Source organism: Enterovibrio norvegicus FF-33 (genome assembly GCF_000286835.2).
Taxonomy (GTDB): Bacteria; Pseudomonadota; Gammaproteobacteria; order Enterobacterales; family Vibrionaceae; genus Enterovibrio; species Enterovibrio norvegicus_A.
In genome coordinates, this window is record NZ_AJYD02000038.1 from 43,883 (window position 1) to 62,743 (window position 18,861).

Below are 18,861 nucleotides of genomic sequence, written 5' to 3' on the forward strand. Positions count from 1 at the left end.
TGATACGACCGTTCTATCGTTAAGATTGTTTCTTTCGCGATTCACTATTCCTGTGGGTAGAGCTAGTGCGGATTGGCGCATAACCCAAATGCGCTAGCGAGGTGATGAAAGCTTAACGATATGCAGTAAATACAGGGCTCTGCTGATTTCATGCTAACGCTTTATTTCAAGTGATATTCATGGATTAGACGAGAGATGACGTGACAGAGATTGAAGAGGGCGTTTAAGAAGGTCTGTGGTAGAATCGTCGCAATTTTTAAGACGGTATTGCGCACATTTGTTCTGCGACTACGTACCGTGTATGTATCTTCATTATTAACAGCATTTCTTGGATACCGTTTTGACCGCTTCAAATCATCAAAATAACGAAAAAACCCTGTTCGCGGCACTAGACGATTGCATGATCAAAGACAGATTTCGTCTGAGCAAACGCATCAAAGGGGCACAGCGCATTAAGAAAGACGAAGCCCGTCAGGCCGTCTTTGAAGAGCTGGCTTTAGACATTGCGCGTTCAATGCAAGTGCGTATGCAACGCCTGCAATCTATGCCAAAAATTTCTTACCCAGAGCAACTGCCCGTTAGTCAGAAAAAAGATGACATTGCAGAGGCCATTGCCAATCACCAAGTGGTGATCGTGGCGGGTGAAACCGGCTCGGGTAAAACCACCCAGTTGCCGAAAATATGTATGGAGTTGGGGCTGGGTGTCTCTGGTCTGATTGGCCATACGCAGCCAAGACGTCTTGCCGCCCGTACCGTTGCGAATCGTATTGCGGAAGAGCTCGACACTGAGTTGGGCAAAACCGTCGGTTATAAAGTGCGGTTTAACGATCAAGTCTCGGCGGAATCGAAAGTTAAGCTGATGACAGACGGTATCTTGCTGGCAGAAATACAGCATGATCGCTTTCTGAGTCAGTATGACTGCATCATTATCGATGAAGCACACGAACGTAGTCTGAATATCGATTTCATTCTGGGTTACTTGAAGCAATTGCTGCCGAAGCGCCCAGACTTAAAACTGATTATTACGTCCGCAACCATTGATCCGGAACGTTTTTCTAATCACTTCCGTGGTGCACCCATCATTGAAGTATCTGGCCGTACCTATCCGGTTGAAGTGCGTTATCGTCCATTGGTTGAAGACAGCGATGATAACGATCGCGATCAACTTCAAGCCATTTTCGATGCCGTGGATGAGTTGCATGACGAAGGGCCGGGCGACATTCTGATCTTCATGAATGGCGAACGAGAAATCAGAGATACTGCGGATGCGTTGGAAAAGCGCAATCTTCGTGGCACTGAAATTTTGCCGCTATACGCACGTTTGTCATCGGGTGAGCAAAATCGCGTGTTCCAGACGCATTCAGGACGCCGAATTGTTCTTGCGACCAATGTGGCGGAAACCTCGCTGACTGTGCCGGGTATCAAGTATGTTATTGACCCGGGTACGGCGCGTATTTCTCGTTATAGCTATCGCACCAAGGTTCAGCGTTTGCCGATTGAAGCCATCTCGCAAGCGAGTGCCAATCAGCGTAAAGGTCGTTGTGGACGTGTGTCTGACGGTATTTGTATTCGTTTATTCTCCGAAGACGATTTCTTGTCGCGTTCAGAATTTACTGATCCAGAGATCCTGCGTACCAATTTGGCGTCCGTTATCCTCCAAATGACCGCGATTGGGCTTGGCGATATTGCGGCTTTCCCATTTGTTCAGCCACCGGATAGCCGAAACATTTCAGATGGCGTGCGTCTGCTAGAAGAGCTTGGTGCACTGAAGCAAGGCAAGAGCCACGATGAACACAAACATCTGACTGAAACGGGGCGTGCACTCGCAAAATTGCCTATCGATCCTCGTTTGGCACGCATGGTGTTGGAATCAGCACGTATGGGTGCGCTGAAAGAAGTCATGGTGATTGCGGCGGCGTTGTCGATTCAAGATCCGCGTGAGCGTCCATCGGATAAGCAGCAAGCGTCTGATGAGAAACACAGTCGATTTAACGACAAAGAATCTGATTTTGTGTCGTTCGTCAACATGTGGGATTACATCGCAGAGCAGCAAAAAGAGCTATCGGGTAATCAGTTCCGCAAGCAGTGTAAGAAAGAATACCTTAACTATTTGCGTGTTCGCGAGTGGCAGGATGTGCATTTCCAAATCCGTCAGGTTGTCCATGAACTTGGTTTTAAAATCAACCAAGAGCCAGCAGATTATCAAGCCGTACACACGTCACTGCTGGCCGGTTTGCTCTCACACATTGGCCTGAAAGATCAAGAGAAGAATGAGTATCAAGGCGCTCGTAATGCGCGTTTCGGTATTTTCCCTGGTTCTGGCATTTTCAAGAAACAGCCAAAATGGGTCATGGTGGCGGAACTGGTTGAAACCTCCAAGTTATGGGGGCGTGTTGCCGCAAAGATCCAACCTGAGTGGGTTGAGCCTCTTGCCAAGCACTTGATCAAGCGCAGCTACAGCGAACCTCATTGGGAGAAGAAGCAAGCGGCTGTCTTTGCTCATGAGAAAGTCATGCTGTATGGCATTCCTATCGTGCCTAATCGTAAGGTGAATTATGGCAACATTGATGCTGTATTGAGCCGCGAGATATTTATACGGTCAGCGCTGGTGGAAGGCGATTGGGACACCAAACACAAGTTTTACCATCAAAACCGTAAGCTGTTAGAAGAAGTCGAAGAGCTTGAGAAAAAATCACGTCGCCGCGATATTTTGGTCGACGATGACACGCTTTATGAATTCTACGACCAGCGTATTGAACATACAGTGGTCTCTGGGCGTCATTTTGATTCCTGGTGGAAGAACGTTAGCCGAGACGAACCTGAAAAGCTGAACTTTGAAAAAGCCATGCTGCTGGCAGGGGATGCCAGCCACATTACAGAGCTGGATTATCCTAATTTCTGGCATCAAGGAAACTTGAAACTCAAGCTTTCTTACCAGTTTGAGCCAGGGGAAGATCACGATGGCGTCACGGTTCATATCCCGCTACCTGTTCTGAATCAGGTTGAACCCGAAGGATTTGACTGGCAAATACCTGGGCTTCGCCATGAATTGGTGGTGGCACTGATTAAATCACTACCTAAGACGTTACGACGTAACTTTGTGCCTGCACCGAACTATGCGTCTGCATTTCTTCAGCGCGTGACACCGATGGAAGCACCGATCCTTGATGCGCTTGAGAAAGAGTTGAAACGCATGACGGGAACAACCGTGCTGCGTGATGCTTGGCAACTCGCACAGCTTCCAGAGCATTTGAAAATCTCTTTCCGCGCGGTTGACCATAAAAACCGCAAACTTAGCGAGAATCAGGATCTGTATGCGCTAAAAGAGAGCCTGAAAGAGAAAGTACAAGAAACCTTGTCACAAGTTGCCGATGATGACATCGAACAGCAGGGTTTGACGACATGGAGCTTTGGTCAACTGCCACAGATGTATCAGCAAAAGCGCGGTGGCTTTGAAGTTCGAGCATTCCCAGCAATCATCGATAACAAAGATTCGGTAGGGATTAAGCTGTTCGAAACGGAAGAAGAACAACGTCAGGTCATGCAACAAGGCCAGCGTCGTTTGATCTTGTTGAATGTGCCTTCACCGATCAAATACTTGCATGACAATTTGCCAAATAAATCCAAACTTGGGTTGTACTTCAACCCATACGGTCGCGTATTGGATTTGATTGATGACTGTATTGCGTGTGGGGTGGATAAGCTGATTGAAGCGCAAGGTGGTCTGAAATGGGAACCTGATGCATTCAACGCGTTGAAGGAATATGTTCGCGCAGAATTGGGTGACACTGTGGTAGATATTGCGAAACAGGTAGAGCAGATTCTGACAACGGCGTTCAACATCAATAAGAAGTTGAAGGGGAAAATTGACTTCACTATGGCGTTTGCACTGTCGGACATCAAGGCACAGGTCGATGGCCTTATCTTTAAAGGTTTCGCGACTGAGTGCGGTTGGAAGCGTTTGCCAGATATCCAACGGTATTTAAATGCGGTTGAACGTCGTTTGGAAAAATTGCCAATTGACCCGAACAAAGACCGTCTGCACATGCTGAAAATTGAATCCATTGCGGGTGAGTACAAAGAGTTACTCAACAAAATACCGAAAGGGCAGAAAATCCCCGAAACGGTAAAAGAAATCCGATGGATGATAGAAGAATTACGCGTAAGTTACTTCGCCCAGCAATTAGGGACTCCTTATCCGATTTCTGATAAGCGGATTAAAAATGCGATCAGCGTCATATAAGGTCTTTACAAGGCTGTTTCATATCAGACGCACCTTACCTTAAAAACAGAAAGCCAGCAGTTATGCTGGCTTTCTCACTTTTTGCCGTTGTGGCAAGATCTTCACGACAGAATGCTGACAAGCGGCAAGTACATGCCTTCAAAGTCGGTTTGATCTGGCTTAAATGATGAATATCAGTCAGCCAGAAAAAATACTAATTCTAACTTATTGAATAAAATAACCATTCGTTGCTATGCCATGGCTGGCACGAATTTTGGTACTCATTTAATACTTCCCAACGTAACAGTGACTTTTGGGAACTCGATATGAATGATGTGCTAATTAATAGGGAATAACATGTTTAGGGCAGTAAAAGCGCTGTTTGCGCTGACATTATTTGTTTTTTCGGCAAATGCTTTTGCCTCGCATCTTCCTGGTGCGAAGACCATGTATAGCGAGCTAAAGCTATCTCATGAAGTCTCTTACGATAAGTTCGAGAAAGCGTATAACCACTTCAAGACGCACAAAGACGATACGTCAATTTTCACTTTGATTGATTACAGCAAGCCGTCTTCACAAAAGCGCTTTTGGGTGTTTGATGCGGCTAAACGAAAAACGCTTTTTTCATCTTATGTTTCTCACGGGAAAAACAGCGGTAGTCTTTATGCCAAAGATTTTTCAAATCGTGTTAATTCTCGTCAAACCTCAATAGGCGTCTATCGAGCTGCGGAAACGTATTATGGCAAACATGGTTATTCCTTGCGTCTCGATGGGCTATCGAAAGGGCTTAATGACAATGCGCGCAAGCGTGCAATTGTCATCCATGGAGCGGCATATGCTCATCCCAAAGTCATATCGAAAACGGGTCAGCTTGGCAGAAGTTGGGGTTGTCCTGCATTGCCGAGTTATCTGTCGAAGAAAGTGATTAATACCATCAAAAATGGTTCTTACATTTATGCATTTGGCTGAGATCACTCGCTTATAACATCACTATTATTGTCCGAAATTATTTGGTGCGAATCGAGAGAACGCGCCATTTCTTTGCATCAAACTGCAACAACAAATGCCTAACTATATAGGCAGTCCCACAATAATTCATTCAAGTGGCACTTCATCGTTGTATAAAGAAAATGATAAGCAAATTATTGCTTATGGAATGGCGATGAAAAAATATGTCATGGCGGGCGCTATCTCGTCGATATTGAGTTACCAAGCCTGCGTGCTCGCACAAGAGAACCAATCAAAATCGGACTTTTCAAAGCAGAGTTATTTTCTTGATGGTTTTTCTCGCAACAACCTTGACCAAGAGAAGGTTGCACTGTCAACGCATGCATCACGACTCGTGGTTCAGTTGGCGACGGATTATCAGCAAGGGATGGCAATCGACTGGGCTGATTACCTGTTTAGTGAAAAGCTTGATGGCATTAGGGCGATATGGACTGGCGATCGGCTTATAACCCGTCAGGGAACACCGATTTCTGCACCGTCATGGTTCACTGATGATTTACCTGATTATGCTGTTGAAGGTGAACTATGGGCAGGCAGAAATCGCTTCGAGCATGTGATGTCAGTGGTTATGGATGACAAGCCTGATGACATGGAATGGGGATCCATTCGTTATATGCTGTTTGATCTTCCTAATCAGCCTCATGATTTTGTGACAAGGTTTGACGCATTGGCTCGCTTTGTTGATCAAACGGCTGCCGAGCATATTCAATATGTGGCGCATTTTCCTGCACTCAGTGAATCTCACGTTCAATCGTTGTTAACGAAGGTTGACCAGAATGGCGGCGAAGGTTTGATGCTCAGAAAGATGACTGGTGGGTATGACTTGGGCCGCAGTGACAACGTATTGAAACTCAAACTTGCCATCGATGCCGAAGCCTTGGTGATCGGGCATGTTGAGGGGAAAGGTAAGCATGAAGGGAGAATGGGATCGATTGTGGTGAAAACGGACGATGGAAAGGTGTTTAAAATCGGTACAGGTTTTACGGATAAACAAAGAGGAACCCCGCCTGAAATTGGAAGTCTTGTGACCTATCGTTACAACGGTTACACGAAAAATGGTATTCCTAAATTTGCACGTTATGTGCGTATTGATAAGAGCAAGCAATAGCCAATCATAGAAAAGTGCTGTTAGACAAAGCGATATACCTTAGTAACCTCACACTTTGCATATTAACCGTGGCAAATTTCTGAATGTGTTCAAGAATTTAACCAAGCGGCTATTTTCGTCGTTCGGTTAAGGATTTTGGGTTATGCAAAAAAAACGTCGGCCAACGATGCAAGACGTCGCCGAGATAGTCGGCGTGACAAAGATGACGGTGAGCCGCTACTTGAAATACCCCGACAAAGTGGCCAAATCGACAGGTAATAGTATTCAAATTGCCCTGGATGATGTCGGTTACATTACTAACCGTGTGCCAGGTATCTTGTCTAATCGCAGTAGTCGAACGATTGGTGTTGTTCTTCCTTCCCTTAGTCACCCAGTGTTTCAACACGTGATCAAAGGCATAGAGAAAGTAACGGAAACTGTAAACTATCAAGTGATGGTGGCGCATGGCGGATACGATGTGGATATTGAAGAGCAGCGAATTCAGTCGTTATTGTCTTTTAATGTGGATGGATTGATCCTTGCTGACAGTGAACATTCAGAGCGTGCATTGAAGATGATCGGCACGGCTGGTATTCCGTTTATTGAAGTGTTGGATGCTGATGAAGTCATGAGTACGGAAGACGACGCGAGCACAATGTCTGTTGGCATCGATAATGAGCTTGCTGCTATGTCGATGGTTACTTTGATGATTGAGCGTGGTTACGAGAACATTGTGTGCTTGAGCGCCAAAAAGGGCATTCGCACGCAGAGTAAGCTTCAGGGGTATGTGAATGCGATGGAGCAAGCGGGCTTGCAGGCGAGAAGCTTAACGGCTAAATCAGAGTCTTCCGTTTCCGTTGCAAAAAAGATGGCGCGAAAAGTGATGGAGCGCTATTCGGACACTGATGCATTTTTCTGTACTGATGATGAGTTGGCGGCCGGTGTTTTGCTAGAGTGCCAGCAACTTGATTTACGTGTGCCAGAAGATATAGGTATTGCAGGTATTCACGCATTAGATATCGGTCAGTCTATGATGCCAAGGCTGGCAAGCATCGTCACGCCAGATGTTGAAACGGGTGAGCAAGCAGCGTTGTCACTATTGGCAATGATAGAAGGGCGCAGTTTGTCGACAAAGCCCTTAGCGTTCGAGCTTGATGAAGGCGAGAGCTTACTCTCGCCAACCTAGTTGCCATTCAGGATCAGGTGACGCTGCTTTTTATCCTCGCTGGCTTGTTCGCAGTATGAGCAGTCTGGCGCTTTGTCGACACTTCATCTAATAAATACAAAATGGAACGATACGAAATACCACTGTGATGGGTTAAGCCTATTTCACAGGTTCGGCTGTTACTGAAGCCGCGAGAGCAGCCTTCTGGGATTTGCATCTTCAATGGCGCGACCGCTGCGGCATTGAGCTCAGGGGTGAAGAAGCCTTTATCACCGGCAAATCCACAACATTCGATATGCTCAGGCACGATCACTTCTTTTGCGCAGGCTTTAGCCACTTTCAATAATGTATCTGCAAGCCCCATCTTTCTGGTGCTGCATGTGATGTGGAGCATGACCGTTTCGTCTACGGGCGTGATATTAAGGTCATCAATAGCATGTTCCAGTACGAAGCTGGCTGGCTCGAACACCTCTAAAGGGAAAGTGAACAGTTCTTTGCTCAGTTTTGCGCAGGGGCTGGTATCCATCAATATAGGGAGTTTTCCCATCTCGCTGGCTTGCCATAATGTCGCCTCTAAACGATAGCTTTTGTCTTTGCTGATCGTTGTCATCCCTTTGCTGTTATAGGGCATACCGCAACATTGGTTACTGAGATTTTTTGGAATGATGACCTGATATCCTGCACGCTCAAGGAGTGACATTGTCACTTCTGTGAGTGGCCGATGCTCGTCACTGCCGATTTCATTGCTCATGCTTCTGCTGGCGCAAGACGGAAAATACACCACTTTTTTAAGGCTGCGCTCCGTACTCGATTTTAGCTTGTAGCGGTTTGCGGTTGGGAAACGATTTTGCCACTCGGGCGTGTTTCCCTTCGTCAGTTTGCGCAGTCCGTTAACGGTTGAACCCAGCGCTTTCTCTCCGGTCGTCTTTTGTAACCATTGGTTTGCTGATAGTCCGACGCGCGTGAGTGAGGTTACTGTGGAAAAATGCTTTGCTGTCCAACGTGCAATAGGGGTGAAACGTTTGTATTTTTCAGTGCGCAATTTCTTGATGAGATCGCCAGTATTAATGCCAACGGGGCAACGCTCTGCGCACAATCCAGTAGCGGCACAGGTGTCCACACCGAGGTAATCAAACGCTTTTTGCAATTCAGCTTTTCTGGCAGGTTCATTAATGCCATCAAGGCGGCGTAGTTCGCGATAAATCACAATCCGTTGGCGAGGCGACAAAGACAGCGTGCGTGATGGGCAGACGGCTTCACAGAAACCACACTCGATACATCTGTCCACTAAGTCATCGGCTTTGGGCATGGGTTTAAGGTGGGTGATATGCGCTTTTGGGTTGTCGTTAATAATGACGCCTGGATTTAACAGCCCTAGCGGGTCAAACAGAGACTTGATCCGTCGCATTATCTGGTAGGCGTCTGCCCCCCACTCAAGCTCAACATAGGGTGCCATGTTGCGTCCTGTGCCGTGTTCCGCTTTTAGTGACCCTTGGTATTTAACCGCCACAAGTTGTGTGACGGCATCCATGAATTTCCCATAGCGCTCAACCTCAGTTTCGCTGTCAAATCCTTGAGTGAAAACGAAGTGCAGATTACCTTCAAGAGCATGACCGAAAATAATGGCTTCATGGTATTGGAACTCACTGAATAGCGCCTGAAGTTCACGAATTCCTCCTGCCAATCTCTCAACGGGAAAAGCGACGTCTTCGATAATCACCGTGGTGCCTGCTTGCCTGACTGCACCGACTGCGGGGAACATACCTTTTCGAATGCCCCATAACGTACCGACGGTTTCTGCTTCCGAGGTGAACGCCACTTGATGCAAAATGTCGTAAGCGGCGAGTGTCGCCATGATGGTTTTACTTTGCATGTAGAGCGTGTCTTCATCGCTGGCGCGTGTTTCCACCAGCAGGGCACAGTGTTCCAGTGTCAGCACTGGCATGAAATCGGGCATGCCCGGGTTGTTTGCCACGGAACGAAGTGCACGACCGTCCATCATTTCGACGGCCGAAACGGGGGTTTTAGACAATGCGGTCACCGCATTAGATGCGGTTTCAATATCATCAAACACGAGCAGCGCAGAGGCTTTGAAAGGATGTTCTATCACTGTGTGGTAAGTGATTTCTGCTATAAACCCGAGCGTGCCTTCTGAACCCACCATTAAGTGCGTTAGCACGTCGATAGGGTCTTGGTAATCAATTAACGCATTCAGGGCGTAGCCTGTGGTGTTTTTGAGTCGATACTTGTGCGCAATACGTTCTTTCAAGGCGTGATTCTGTTCGACATCGGCACACAGAGATTCAATACCTTGAATCATCTCACGATGGCTGATTTTGAATTCATCGACGGATTGGGCATTTGACGTATCAAGCAAGGTACCATCGTGGAAGACGATTTTCATTGAATCCACGGTTTTGTAGGTGTTTTGCGCCGTGCCACAGCACATGCCGCTAGCATTGTTGGCGGCAATGCCACCAATCTTACAACTGTTGATCGATGCCGGATCTGGGCCGATCTTCCGCATAAATGGTGTTAGGTAACGGTTGGCGTCTGCGCCAATCACACCTGGCTGAAGCCGTATTTTGTACCCATCATCAATAATCTCGTGTTCTCGCCAGTTGTCCGTAAGCGTAATCAATACTGAATCTGAGACCGCTTGTCCAGAAAGGCTGGTGCCCGCGGCACGAAAGGTGAACGGTGCTTTCATTTCAACGCAGGTGTTGATAATGAAAATGACATCATCGAGATCGTCCGCCTGCACAACCATTTCAGGGATTAATCGATAAAAGCTGGCGTCTGTTCCATAAGCTAACCTACGCGTGTTGTCCGTGATCAAACGCGATGAAGGAATACGTTGGTTTAGTTGATCAAGTAGCTGTGCCTTGGTGTTATTTGCCAGCGTCTGGCTCATGGTTACTCCTTAACCATAAATACGATCAATCGCTTGGGGCCATGTGCGCCGTAAGCGAGCGTTTGTTGAATATCGGCAGTTTTTGATGGCCCAGAGATCAGCAATAGGTTCGTCGGTGGGCAGGTGTCCCATCCTGCTTGTTTCCAAAACGGAGAAGTCATCAAGTCACTGAAGTTAGAAACAATGTCACATTCCCGCAGTATGGCAATATGTGTGGGTGGAACGAGTGACAAAGCTCGCGGTTCTTTTGCCCCCGTGATAACGGCAAGAGTACCGGTATCCGCAATAGCGGCTGGAATGACAGTTAGGCTCGCATCAATATGATTGAACAGGTCATTTTTGATCTGATCGATAGACTGGTCGTAGGTTTTGATATCACATTCGATATCGGCGGCCTGCAGAGCCGCCGTGAATGGATTATCTCTGCCCAGCAACACGTTTTTGAAGCTATTGTCATCGAGACAGGCGACCAATCGCGCCATTAAATTATTTTCCGAGACGCGGATAATTTCTGTGTGAGCCGTTGTCATGCATGTTGCCAAGCGATCAGCGCGAGCCTGAGCGTCGTCATCTTGCCATGCTTGCCATTCTGGTAGCGACGCGTTGACCGTTTGCTTTGGCGCTGCATTGAGTTTGGCAAATATTGCTGTGCGAGCTTGTTGGCTTTGGTTCGTCATTTTTTGCTCCCGTTACGCTTGGCAATTTTTGCTTTCAGTGACGTCGTGGCGAGTTTGGGCTTCACGCGACATTGCGTCCAGTGACCCAAGTGCTTAGGGATTGCGCCGTTCATCTTTCGGGCGATACTCAACGCATTGTGATACAGCGAGGGATGGCTCGCTGCGAATGCAAAGCCCTTCATGGCTATCTTTTCAATATTGCTGTTGTCGGCGTCTTGACCATTTAACGCTTCATGCCCGTCGTTCGCATTGTGCTTGGCTTCTTGACGCAACCTTTGCAGCAAGGATGGAATAGGGATTCGGACAGGGCAGACTTCTTCACATGCGCCACACATGCTGGATGCGGTAATAATAGATTTGGTACTTTCAAGGCCCATCATGTGAGGGGAGATGATTTTACCGATCGGCCCCGGATAAACCGTACCGTATGCATGACCGCCAATGCGGGTATAAACAGGGCAATGGTTCATACATGCGCCGCAGCGAATGCATTGAAGCGTTTTGCGCAGTTCTTCGTCGTGGTAAGCCTGAGTGCGGCCGTTATCTAGTAAAATCAAATGCACTTCTTTTGGCCCATCCAATTCGCCGTCTTTACGGGGGCCACTGATCATATTGAAATACGTCGTGATGTTTTGTCCCGTCGCAGAACGCGTGAGGGCACTGTATAGCGGCGGTATATCCGATAAGAACTCAACCACTTTCTCAATGCCTGTAATGGCGATGTGAACGTCTGGGATGGTGGTGCACATGCGCCCGTTGCCTTCATTTTCCACCAAACACAGTGTGCCCGTTTCAGCCACAGGGAAATTGACCCCTGAAATACCAAATTCTGCATCTTGATAGGCTTGGCGCAGCATTTTACGCCCGGTTTTGATTAGCTCATCGACATCCGTGGTTGGTTTGAAATCACGGATGTTGTGTTCGAACGTGTCAGAAACTTGCTGCTTGTTCTTATGAATTGCCGGCATGATGATATGAGAAGGTGTGTCGCCATCGAGCTGAACAATGTATTCGCCCATGTCGCTTTCAAGGCAATGCACGCCCTGTTTGTCCATGTGGTGATTAAGGCCAATCTCCTCACTCACCATCGATTTACCTTTGACGATAAGCTTTGCTTGATGCTTCTTTGCCAGCGCACTAAACAGCGCATTGGCTTCATCAGAGTTCTGTGCCCAATGAACCTGTATGCCGTTTCGTTGGCATTGTATTTCAAGCTTTTCTAGCAGGTCAGGTAGCTTGCTTAAACATCGCTGACGAATCGCTTCTGCACGGTCTCGCACCGCTTTTTCTTCATCTGCATCGGGAAAGGCTTCACGTCGCTTACCACGAAGATAATCCATGGCGCCTCGGAAGTTCTGTCTTAGCTCTTTGTCAGCGAGTGCTTCTTTTGCTTGCTGATGAAAATGCTCTGGTGTGTTATGACTCATGACGCACCTCCGTCAGCGTGTGTGCGTTTCGCCAAAAAACGAGCGATGTGTTGCCCCTTGAATGATTTACCTTGGTATTCTAGCGCGCCGTTAATGTTAAGCATGCAACCCCAATCGGCACTCACGAGTTCAATCGCGCCACTGTTGATCAGGTTGTGGGTTTTGTCTGTGACCATGGCTTCACTGATGTTGGGATGACGCACCGAAAAAGTCCCGCCAAACCCGCAACACTCTTCCTCATATGCTGCTTTTTTAATGTCCACGTTACTGAGTTGACCGAGCAAGTGCGCAGAATAATGGTGTACGTTCATTTCACGTCTTGCTGCGCAAGAAGTGTGAACAACCACGGCGGTAGGCTCGCCTTTGTCTTCGAACTTTACGCGACACACATTAGTGAGAAATTCGGTGAACTCGAACACCCTTTGCGAAAAGGCCAGCGCTTGCTGTTCAATGGGGTGACCGGCGAAGAGTTTAGGGTAGTGATGAACCATCATTCCGCCACATGAACCAGAAAGGATCACGATGGGGATAGGTTCTTGAAACAGGGACATTTGATGTTGTGCCACATCGCGTGATTCTTGGGTGTAGCCAGAGCTATAAGCAGGTTGTCCGCAACAGGTTTGTTTGTCGACAAATACAACCTCGATGCTTTGCTGCTCAAGGACGGAAATCGCGTCTATCCCTGTGTCTGGGTCAAACATATCAACCAGACAGGTTGCGTAGAGATAGACCTTGGCAGGTTTCGCTGGGTAAATCCGAGCAGGTTGCATAAATCGTCCTCGCAACAGTGTATCCATGTATAACGCTAGCTCATTGATTCTGTCAGGCTGTGCCTATTTATTAGACATTGAGAATATGCAATTGCCATAAGTGAATAAATAGCATTAAATGAATTAATTGTTTCCTTAATGGATATAATCAATGCGTTCAGATGATGTGATTTTGTTTGCGGAAGTGGCGGAGCTTGGGTCTTTCAAGCTTGCAGCAGACAAGCTTGGTTTAGCAAATTCCGTCGTGAGTAAGCGTATCCAGCGGCTTGAGATGGATTTGAAGGTTCAATTACTCCATCGAACCACGCGTAAGCTATCTCTCACTGAGGCGGGAATAGCCTTGCTTCCCACAGCAAAACAAATGGTTCAGCTGAACCAAGATGTGACTGACTCTGTGACTCAACTCTCTTCTGAGATTAAAGGGCATCTGCGTGTTTCTGTTCCTACCATATCGGGAGATTTATTGCTGGCCGAAGCTATTGCTGAGTTTGCCAGCCAACACAATGGCTTAAGGATCGATGTCAAACTCAGCAACCGTTTTGTTGATTTGATTGATGAAGGGTTCGACTTAGCCATTCGTACCGGCTACCTTGAAGATTCAAGCTTGATCGCACGTCATATTATCGATTCGCAATGGTTGGTGTGTGCCGCTCCTGTGTATATAACACGGCGGGGCAAGCCGAATTCCCCAGATGCGTTGATAAACCACAATTGTTTACATTACACCTACCAAACGACAGGTGAAGGGGATTGGGAGTTCTTCGTACCTGGAACAGAAAGTAAACGTATCGTTAAGGTCAGCGGAAACTTTTCGACTAATAATGCTGCAGCGCTGAGAAAAGCGGCATTGGCCGGCCACGGTATCGTGTACGTGCCAAAATGTTTGGTGTATCACGATCTGCAACAGGGCACATTGATTGACTTGTTACCCCATCAAGTTGCTAAGAAACTGGGGATCTATGCTATCTACCCCCATACGCGCCATCCGCCAGAGAAACTGCGCGCATTGATAGAACATATTCGATCGCGGTATCTTGCTATGGCGCACTATTTCTAGCTTGCGGCGAAAAGTTTGATATTTTGAGTTTTTTCAATAGAAATCAGACGAAAAAAAAACCGCCAGCATTGGCGGCTATTTGATCTGATGTTGGCTTGTTAGGCGAGGGAGCTTGCTAGCTCTCTGCCGACCCCACGGGTGTTTTCGACCAACTCTATGAAATCTTCGTTTAAACCCAGCATGCTGTATTCTAGCTGATGGTTAAGCCACGTCTGTTGCGCTTCTCTATCCGCTAACCCTTCCCAGTTGCAATCAATCTTTCTTGATAGATTAATGATGGCGGCTAGTTGTGAAAATTCGTCGCCTTGCACTGCAGAGTATTGATGCGAAATTGCATCGATGAGAGTGTCGGCAAATTTCCAATTCTTTGCGAGCATGCCGCCTAACTCAGCACCGTCAGTACTTAGCACAATTTGCTGCGCTTCTGGTTTCGTTTTACCCATATCCATGTGCAGTTCGACTTTTTGCGCCTGGTCGGGATAGACCGTATAGATCAACAGATCACCGATGTTGTGCAGCATACCGGCTGTAAATGCTTCGTTTTGGTCTGATTTAAGTTCTTTTGCTATCGCTTTACAAAATGTAGCGACTTCAAACGTTGTTCCCCAGAAAGCATTGAGATCTAAGCCCTCTATTTTGGGAAATGTACTCATCAGTGCAGAAGCCGTCACGAGTGTGCGAATGGGTCCTAATCCAAGACGAATAACCGCGTCGTCCACAGAAGCTACCGTTCGCCCGCGACCAAAATGTGAAGAGTTAGACAACCGTAATACACGGGCACTTATCACTTGGTCCATAGCAATTTTGGTCGAGATTTGATTCATGTCTGAGCCGTCGCTATTAACGAGATCCATGAGTTCTTGGACGACCTTGGGAATCTTAGGGAGTTTGTCTACATGAGAAAGCAACTTGTCAATTGTCATATTCGGCTCCAGTGCGATGACCGTAACTTAAATATAGAACACGGTCTCAAATGTGGCGCGAATATTTATAAGTAAGACATTGACGGGTATAAAAAACCCCGAATAACTCGGGGTCAATATTACGTATTTATTGCCTGCTATAAGATACGCGTATTGACGCGATCTAATGAATTAAACTGGCAGCGCAGATAGGAATACAGATTTTCGGCTATTAAATTTGTCGACGAGTGCATCAACGGCAGAATGTTCAAATGGACGTAGGCCGCTGCAAACCAATTTTTTTCTGCCTTCACCAATGATCTGACCATTTTCTTTGAAGCAAAAGGCCAAACTTACCGTTCCGCGCTTTCCATTCACTTCCATCACTGAATCCGTCAGCTCAACGGTAGGCGCTGAGAAGTTTAGATGGTGGAAGTTTAGGTGCATGCTTTCATAGATAACCAAAGGGCGGTCGGGGTTGATCATCATCCCGCTCTTTTCCATCAAAGGCACCATGATGTGCGGGAAATTCATGCCAGAAAATTTCACATAATGTTCTGCCACGTTAGCAGCGAGTTTTTCATCAACCAAGTTGTCGCCTTCGCGCGTCATGGTCAGATAGCATTTGTCATTCGCATCTAGCACTTCGATTGTACCGAGTGCATCTTCTTTGAACGTCAGGGACATGTTGTCTGAGATCATGCCGCCAAACGAGATGTGCATTTTTTGGCTGATACCGGCTTTTGCCAGTAAGACAGAGAAAAGGAGATCACCTGGAACACAGAATCGTTTTGAGTCTTCGTCGTGAATAGGATTAAAATCGCCCGCGACCAATTTAGCAAAATGGCTCGCCTGCTGACGCGTAAATGCAAACTGATTATTGTTCTGACTAAAATAGTTGTTTAACTGCATGAGCTCTACTGTGGTTTTCCACTGTTTATCTTGTCCGGCATTGTAACTGAGTCACAGGCTTGCAATGGTCTAGCCAGTTCACTGTTCAGCAAATTATATAAATAAAATTCATGGTTGTTGCCTATGTGCTTGAGTATCTGTAGCACCTACATAATGTGGCCTTGGTATATGCGGTCAAACTGGCGGGTCTGGAAGGCTTCAACCATGGTTTTTGGAAAGAAAAGCAGACTGGGCAGTCTTTCTAATGGCATCCATATTGTGCCAATCTGATTTTTGTCTGGTTGCGATGGGGTTGCTACATCACGAAAATTTGTCGCCTCAACAAACAGTTCAATTTGGTGAAGGTGTTGAGGAAGGAATGTTGTATCTAGCTTATCTGCTATGACTTCTCTGACGAATAACACATCGCCCATGTCTGCTTCACCGCCAGTTTCTTCAAGCAATTCTCTCTTAAAGGCGATGTCGAGTGTTTCGTTATGTTGAATGCCTCCGCCTGGTAAAATATACCAAAGGCCACGCTCGTCTCTATGTTCGGCGAGCAATAGGGTGTCATCGCGATAGCATACCGCTCTGACTGATACGCGCAATGGATGCATTGTTTCTCCTACGAGCAAGGGACATATTGGATTTAGACGATAGCGTAACGCTTCTTTTCCGATGATCCAAGGTAGGATTATTTGTTGGCTGGGGCGGCTACTTTCTCTCGTTGATAAAAATGAAAAAAGTTTTTGCCGTTATTTTTGACGTAATACATGGCTTCATCAGCTTGTTCAATCAAAGGCCCAACAGCAGTGTCATTGTCTGGGAAAAGGCTAATCCCAATGCTTGAACCAACGGCAGTAGTCTGTTCATGACCTATTTGGATAGGCTGAGATATCTGGAACTGTAAGTCTGTGGCAATGTCAGAGACAGCGGTATCGTAGTTAGGGTTGTAGGAAAAACCGATCAGAAACTCGTCTCCACCCCAACGGGCGACGACATCTGAACCACGGAAAAATTGTTTAATTCGATGTGCTACCTCGATGATCACTTTGTCACCCGCATCATGACCGTAAGTGTCGTTGACATGTTTGAAGCCATCTAAATCAATCATTAAAACGGCAAAGCTACGTTCTTTTTTCTCCGCCTCCATGGTTGAGTTTTCAAGCTTGGTCATGCCTGCTCTGCGATTGAGTAATTGTGTAATTGGGTCGTGTTCTGCTTCGTAAATAATATTCTGTTCACGCTCAGCGCGCTCGGTAATGTCATACAGCACCACCTCTAATAAACTGTCATCAGGGTTGTTGATGTCTTCAACTTTGGAGAATAGGCAATGTACCCAACGATCTGTAGCTCTAACTTTGTGCTTCAGTTGAATATCTACGGCGCTGAATTGGTTACCTGGTTTGGCCCAGAATTCTTCAATAAACTCTTTTATCACTTGTGGGTCGTTAAAATAGGCCGTGAAGTCAGTTTTGGAGAAGCGTTCGGTATCAACAATGAAGGTTTGCCCTAGGAGTCTCAGCAGCGCGGGGTTTGCGACAATGAGATGATCGGTGGCATCTATCAATCCGATACCAGCACTCGCGCGCTCAAAAATAAAGCGGAATTTCTTTGAAAGGTTCTCGGTTTGCGATCTGAGATCGCGCTCGTTATCGATCTGATTATTTACCGCATCGAGCATATGGTTGATATCACCAACTAATGCCCCGATTTCATTGTGCTTGTGACCAAAAGGGATCTCAATGCGTGTGGAATCACCTGGCGTGATCAAGTGGAATCGATTTGCCACGTTTTTCAATGGTTCGGTGAGGATACGGTTAACGATGACCAGCGTTAAAAAAGCAATGATGATTGAGTAGAGCACAAGCACGATGACTTGGATTTTCGCGAGTGCAATCGCATTGTCTTCGATGTACTGCTGGTTTGGGTAAATCAGCAGGTCGCCGACGATTTCGTTTTCATTGAATGGCGATTTGATTGGAAATATCACGGCGATGTCGGTTTGCTTTAAATCGCCACTACCTTCAAATGATGCCGATAGGCCTTCCTGACTCGTTAGCCGCGCTGCTGAAATAATGTCATTGGCTTCTAACCCACGTAGCACTTCCTCTGCGAGCTCTTTGTTTCCTAGGTACATGGCGATTGAGGCTGTTTGCTCTACCGTCGTGATAACTTGTCGAATTTGATTTCGAGAACGATCGACTTCATCGTGATAAGAAATATAGAACCAGACAATGGATGCAATGACGGAGAAAATGAGTGCACCACTTGCTACCCCTGAGGCAACACGAATATGAACTCTTTTATTGAGAATCTTCAAACCGGTATACCACTTTCAAGCCTTGCGAGAGTTCTGCTTCATTGATGTACGCTATGGCGTTTTTATTATTTTTAACGTAATCAGCGGCATTTTCTGTCGACGAGATTGTATAAGGGGGTTCGGATTTACCAGCAAAGAGCAATCGCGCCCAGTAAGCATTGATTTGGGCAGCAGACTTTCCAACTAATTGTCGATAAAACGCCTCTCTCTCAGGACTACTGTCTGGCAAGTCAGTGGTCAACACCATCATGCCATCTGGATAATGGCTACTGCGACCCATGTAAAGGTCGATAAGCTGGCGACTAGACAGGTTAGCGAGAGGATTCTCTTGATTCACAACGACGACCAGTTCTGCACGGCTAGTAGGTACCCATGCTAAGGAAATGATTGTGAGCATTGCTAATACAAGTATCTTCAT

The 18,861-nt window shown here is 46.6% G+C and carries 14 protein-coding genes; 5 read left to right on the plus strand and 9 right to left on the minus strand.

What is annotated here, in order from left to right; all coding sequences use genetic code 11:
• Window positions 1-340: 340 nt before the first annotated feature.
• The 4 genes from hrpA (at window position 341) to A1OO_RS08675 (ending at window position 7,503) form a co-directional block, all read left to right on the plus strand.
• A complete protein-coding gene (gene hrpA, locus A1OO_RS08660; RefSeq protein WP_016962100.1) occupies window positions 341-4,243 on the plus strand; it encodes an ATP-dependent RNA helicase HrpA in 3,903 nt (1,300 codons plus the stop codon).
• Between the two features lie 336 nt (window positions 4,244-4,579).
• Window positions 4,580-5,191, plus strand: a complete 612-nt coding sequence (locus A1OO_RS08665; RefSeq protein ID WP_017002733.1) for a murein L,D-transpeptidase catalytic domain family protein — start codon at window positions 4,580-4,582, stop codon at window positions 5,189-5,191.
• A 193-nt stretch (window positions 5,192-5,384) separates the two neighbouring features.
• Window positions 5,385-6,338 carry a DNA ligase gene (locus A1OO_RS08670; protein ID WP_017002734.1) on the plus strand — a complete coding sequence of 318 codons (954 nt, stop codon included), beginning with the start codon at window positions 5,385-5,387 and terminating at the stop codon, window positions 6,336-6,338.
• Window positions 6,339-6,480: 142 nt separating this feature from the next.
• Window positions 6,481-7,503, plus strand: a complete 1,023-nt coding sequence (locus A1OO_RS08675) for a substrate-binding domain-containing protein (protein ID WP_016962103.1) — start codon at window positions 6,481-6,483, stop codon at window positions 7,501-7,503.
• 13 nt (window positions 7,504-7,516) lie between these two features.
• Here the strand turns inward: A1OO_RS08675 and A1OO_RS08680 are convergent, their stop codons facing one another.
• Genes A1OO_RS08680 through A1OO_RS08695 form a run of 4 tightly spaced genes read right to left on the minus strand, consistent with a single transcriptional unit; the run spans window position 7,517 to window position 13,270 of the window.
• The gene (locus A1OO_RS08680) at window positions 7,517-10,396 is read right to left on the minus strand and encodes an FAD-binding and (Fe-S)-binding domain-containing protein (RefSeq protein WP_017002735.1); all 2,880 of its coding nucleotides are present in this window, start codon (window positions 10,394-10,396) and stop codon (window positions 7,517-7,519) included.
• A 2-nt stretch (window positions 10,397-10,398) separates the two neighbouring features.
• Window positions 10,399-11,073, minus strand: a complete 675-nt coding sequence (locus A1OO_RS08685; RefSeq protein ID WP_017002736.1) for a LutC/YkgG family protein — start codon at window positions 11,071-11,073, stop codon at window positions 10,399-10,401.
• A complete protein-coding gene (locus A1OO_RS08690) occupies window positions 11,070-12,500 on the minus strand; it encodes a LutB/LldF family L-lactate oxidation iron-sulfur protein (protein ID WP_017002737.1) in 1,431 nt (476 codons plus the stop codon). Before A1OO_RS08690 ends, A1OO_RS08685 begins: the two co-directional genes overlap by 4 nt.
• Window positions 12,497-13,270 (minus strand): (Fe-S)-binding protein, encoded by a 774-nt coding sequence (locus A1OO_RS08695; protein ID WP_017005947.1) that lies wholly within the window; start codon window positions 13,268-13,270, stop codon window positions 12,497-12,499. The genes A1OO_RS08690 and A1OO_RS08695 overlap by 4 nt, the downstream gene beginning before the upstream one ends.
• A gap of 151 nt (window positions 13,271-13,421) precedes the next feature.
• Between A1OO_RS08695 and A1OO_RS08700 the strand changes: the two genes are divergently transcribed.
• Window positions 13,422-14,327 (plus strand): LysR family transcriptional regulator, encoded by a 906-nt coding sequence (locus A1OO_RS08700; RefSeq protein ID WP_017002739.1) that lies wholly within the window; start codon window positions 13,422-13,424, stop codon window positions 14,325-14,327.
• Between the two features lie 98 nt (window positions 14,328-14,425).
• Here A1OO_RS08700 and A1OO_RS08705 read toward each other — a convergent pair whose 3' ends face one another.
• The 5 genes from A1OO_RS08705 to A1OO_RS08725 form a co-directional block, all read right to left on the minus strand.
• Window positions 14,426-15,250 carry an HDOD domain-containing protein gene (locus A1OO_RS08705; protein ID WP_017002740.1) on the minus strand — a complete coding sequence of 275 codons (825 nt, stop codon included), beginning with the start codon at window positions 15,248-15,250 and terminating at the stop codon, window positions 14,426-14,428.
• A gap of 171 nt (window positions 15,251-15,421) precedes the next feature.
• Window positions 15,422-16,141 (minus strand): DUF3581 family protein, encoded by a 720-nt coding sequence (locus A1OO_RS08710; RefSeq protein ID WP_016962110.1) that lies wholly within the window; start codon window positions 16,139-16,141, stop codon window positions 15,422-15,424.
• Between the two features lie 146 nt (window positions 16,142-16,287).
• Entirely contained in the window at window positions 16,288-16,737 is a 450-nt protein-coding gene (locus tag A1OO_RS08715; RefSeq protein WP_016962111.1) for an NUDIX domain-containing protein, read from the minus strand.
• A gap of 77 nt (window positions 16,738-16,814) precedes the next feature.
• Entirely contained in the window at window positions 16,815-18,443 is a 1,629-nt protein-coding gene (locus A1OO_RS08720; protein WP_016962112.1) for a diguanylate cyclase domain-containing protein, read from the minus strand.
• Window positions 18,427-18,861 (minus strand): hypothetical protein, encoded by a 435-nt coding sequence (locus A1OO_RS08725; protein WP_241819077.1) that lies wholly within the window; start codon window positions 18,859-18,861, stop codon window positions 18,427-18,429. The genes A1OO_RS08720 and A1OO_RS08725 overlap by 17 nt, the downstream gene beginning before the upstream one ends.

Bases quoted from the DNA above. Each gene is read 5' to 3' on its own strand.
- A1OO_RS08700 (WP_017002739.1), top strand. From the start codon at position 13,422: ATGCGTTCAGATGATGTGATTTTGTTTGCGGAAGTGGCGGAGCTTGGG.
- A1OO_RS08705 (WP_017002740.1), bottom strand. From the start codon at position 15,250: ATGACAATTGACAAGTTGCTTTCTCATGTAGACAAACTCCCTAAGATT.
- A1OO_RS08710 (WP_016962110.1), bottom strand. From the start codon at position 16,141: ATGCAGTTAAACAACTATTTTAGTCAGAACAATAATCAGTTTGCATTT.
- A1OO_RS08715 (WP_016962111.1), bottom strand. From the start codon at position 16,737: ATGCATCCATTGCGCGTATCAGTCAGAGCGGTATGCTATCGCGATGAC.
- A1OO_RS08665 (WP_017002733.1), top strand. From the start codon at position 4,580: ATGTTTAGGGCAGTAAAAGCGCTGTTTGCGCTGACATTATTTGTTTTT.
- A1OO_RS08695 (WP_017005947.1), bottom strand. From the start codon at position 13,270: ATGCAACCTGCTCGGATTTACCCAGCGAAACCTGCCAAGGTCTATCTC.
- A1OO_RS08680 (WP_017002735.1), bottom strand. From the start codon at position 10,396: ATGAGCCAGACGCTGGCAAATAACACCAAGGCACAGCTACTTGATCAA.
- A1OO_RS08670 (WP_017002734.1), top strand. From the start codon at position 5,385: ATGAAAAAATATGTCATGGCGGGCGCTATCTCGTCGATATTGAGTTAC.
- A1OO_RS08725 (WP_241819077.1), bottom strand. From the start codon at position 18,861: ATGAAGATACTTGTATTAGCAATGCTCACAATCATTTCCTTAGCATGG.
- A1OO_RS08675 (WP_016962103.1), top strand. From the start codon at position 6,481: ATGCAAAAAAAACGTCGGCCAACGATGCAAGACGTCGCCGAGATAGTC.
- A1OO_RS08690 (WP_017002737.1), bottom strand. From the start codon at position 12,500: ATGAGTCATAACACACCAGAGCATTTTCATCAGCAAGCAAAAGAAGCA.
- A1OO_RS08685 (WP_017002736.1), bottom strand. From the start codon at position 11,073: ATGACGAACCAAAGCCAACAAGCTCGCACAGCAATATTTGCCAAACTC.